Origin of the sequence: Lentibacillus salicampi (assembly GCF_004565465.1) — a bacterium.
Taxonomy (GTDB): Bacteria; Bacillota; Bacilli; order Bacillales; family Amphibacillaceae; genus Lentibacillus; species Lentibacillus salicampi.
The window spans coordinates 1-2,517 of the sequence record NZ_SRHY01000091.1 but is presented as its reverse complement, the minus strand read 5'-3'; the positions used below and the strand labels follow the sequence as shown (position 1 = coordinate 2,517).

The following is a 2,517-nucleotide window of genomic DNA, read 5'->3' as shown; positions in this document are numbered from 1 at the left end:
GTTGTGTTTGGCAAGTGAAAAGTACATAAAATGGCAGAACTTTTTTACATAACCTTGCCAGCCAGTTTATCCCAATTGTAGATTGTATCTTTTATTTACTTTTCAAGGTTCAAAAGCGAAATCTTAATAAGAGCTTATTCACGTTTACTTTTAGAAAGAGCGTTTGTCAGCCGATAACTCTCACCAGTGAAGGTGATGATATGCGCATGGTGTACCAGACGGTCCATGATAGCTGCCGTAAGCCTTTTGTCGCCGAATATCGTATTCCATTGTCCAAACTCCAGATTGGACGTCACAATCACGCTTGTTTGCTCATAACACTCTGCAATCAGGCTGAACAGAAGCTCAGCTCCATCTTTATGGAAGGGGACAAAACCCAATTCATCCAAAATGATTAATTCTGCTTTGCGGAATCCTCGCATAAATCGGTTTAATGTCCCATTATTGTGCTTTTCCAACAATTTGGAAACGAGGTCATTAACCCGGTAAAATCTCACCTCTTTCCCTTTTCGACATGCTCCCACTCCCAATGCGGAGGCCAAAAATGTTTTTCCCGTTCCAACGGATCCGACCATCATAATGTTCTGCTTGTCCTCCAGGAATGTTAAATTCTTTAGAGAATCCATCGTCACCGTTGAAGGGAGTTCTGGTGCCCAGGCTTCATCATAATTCTCCAGTGTCTTCAGTTGGCTGAATCCGGCCTTTTTGATTAAACGCTGCACCTTATTATGTTCCTGTGCCTGCACCTCTTTTTCCAAACAACGCAAGAGGAATTCTTCATAAGTTTCCGCCTCCATCTGGTCATAAACGTCCCCAATATGCCCGAGTTTCAACTTCTTGCAATGAGCCTGGATATGTTCCTTCATGGACATCACGACCACCCCATCTCTATGAGGTTATCATAGGCTCCGAGTTCAGGCTCATAGTCCCTTACACTGGATGGTGTATAAGATTCCTCCAGATCCTCAAGATAGCCGGCTGTTTTTGGATATATCGTACGATACAATTCTTGATAGATTACGCCTGCTTCATCCCAAAAGTCGGAACTAATATGGGACACAGCTTCGGCAACCTGCTCGGTGCGATAGCCATCATTGAGCCATTGTAGAAGGTTCTTCATTCGTTTTCTCCTATGGGGAAGGTCAACATCCAAATATCGCCTGAGTGTTTCAGGAAGTGCCGAATAAACCATGGTATAGGGAATAGCTCTTGGTTTATTCTTCACCTGTTCCAACTCCTGAATCCAATCGATATCTTGTTGTTTGAGACTAAACGGACGCGGGAGCACAGCTATTGCCTCATGCGCTTCATTCATGACTTCCACACGATCCCAGTAAACTTTTAGTGATACAAGCTGCTGAGCACCACCTCCTGGTACGGAGAGTCGTTCCTGATCTATGTGTACTTTTCCATATTTATCGAGTTTGGCCGTCTCCAGTTGAACGACTTCAAACGGATCCCGGGGGAGCTCTAAAAGCTTTGTCCGTTCTTCTTCCCATAATGAACGGATGGGCTGTTTATGTTTGTAATGCTCCTGTTCCATAGCCTTTTCGGCTTTATGTTTCATTTGTTGATTAATCTGTTTCCAGGATGTCATGACCGGAATCGGCACAAACCAGTTTCTTCTGCTTGTCCCCACTTTGTTTTCAACATGGCCTTTTTCATGTCCGGCTCCGGGATTACAGAATACAGCCTCAAACCGGTAATGAAGTTTGAACCGATGAAACATATCCGTTAGATCGCGTTCCCCGTGCCCCTTGATGGTCGCAACCGCGGCTGATAAGTTGTCAAACCACAGTTTACGCGGAATACCCCCTGCCTGGGCAAAAAGCTGCTTAAGACCTTCCAGAAAGCAAGTGAGATTCTCCCTGGGCAATACGACCAAATAGGCTGCATTACTGTACGGAAAGGACATCACGAGATATTTGACCTGAAGCCATGCCCCCTCATAAATGACATCGGTTGTACCAAAGTCTACCTGCGCCTCGCCGCCCGGATGAATCAGCTCGGTATAGGTTTTTTGTTCTTGTGCCAGTTCCTTTTTTCGCTTAGACACGTAACCGGTAACGGTGCGAACCCCTCCGCTATAGCCACATTCATCACGGAGACGCTGATAAATGCGAATGTTGGTATGACGCTGTTTTCGTTTCCGGGACAAGTCCTCCGTCAGCCATGCTTCAATGATATCCAGATAAGGTCCTAGCATCGGATAGCGTTTGATCCGTTTTTTTACTTCTGGACTCCAATCCTCCTGGTCCGCATATTTTTTGGCTGTTCGCCAATTAATACCAAGACGTTTCGCCAAGGAATTGACGGATAACCCTTCCACTTCCCGTAAAAAATTGATATAGTCAACTTGAGCCATTGCTAGCATCCTTTCATTCCTCCCCATGTTTATTGGACTTTACATGTAGGAGGTTATTAGATTTTGGGATGACTGGCAAGGCTCTTTTTTATCCTGGCAGTTGTGTATTTTTAGGCTGCCGAATTATGTAATTTTATTTTGCCATAAACACT

The 2,517-nt window shown here is 44.7% G+C and carries 2 protein-coding genes; both read right to left on the bottom strand.

Translation table 11 applies throughout. The annotated features are described in order from the left end of the window. Positions 1–134: 134 nt before the first annotated feature. Positions 135–866, bottom strand: a complete 732-nt coding sequence (gene istB / locus E4U82_RS19395; protein ID WP_135111889.1) for an IS21-like element helper ATPase IstB — start codon at positions 864–866, stop codon at positions 135–137. Positions 867–871: 5 nt separating this feature from the next. Next, positions 872–2,374 carry an IS21 family transposase gene (gene istA / locus E4U82_RS19390; protein ID WP_167751509.1) on the bottom strand — a complete coding sequence of 501 codons (1,503 nt, stop codon included), beginning with the start codon at positions 2,372–2,374 and terminating at the stop codon, positions 872–874. Positions 2,375–2,517: the final 143 nt, after the last annotated feature.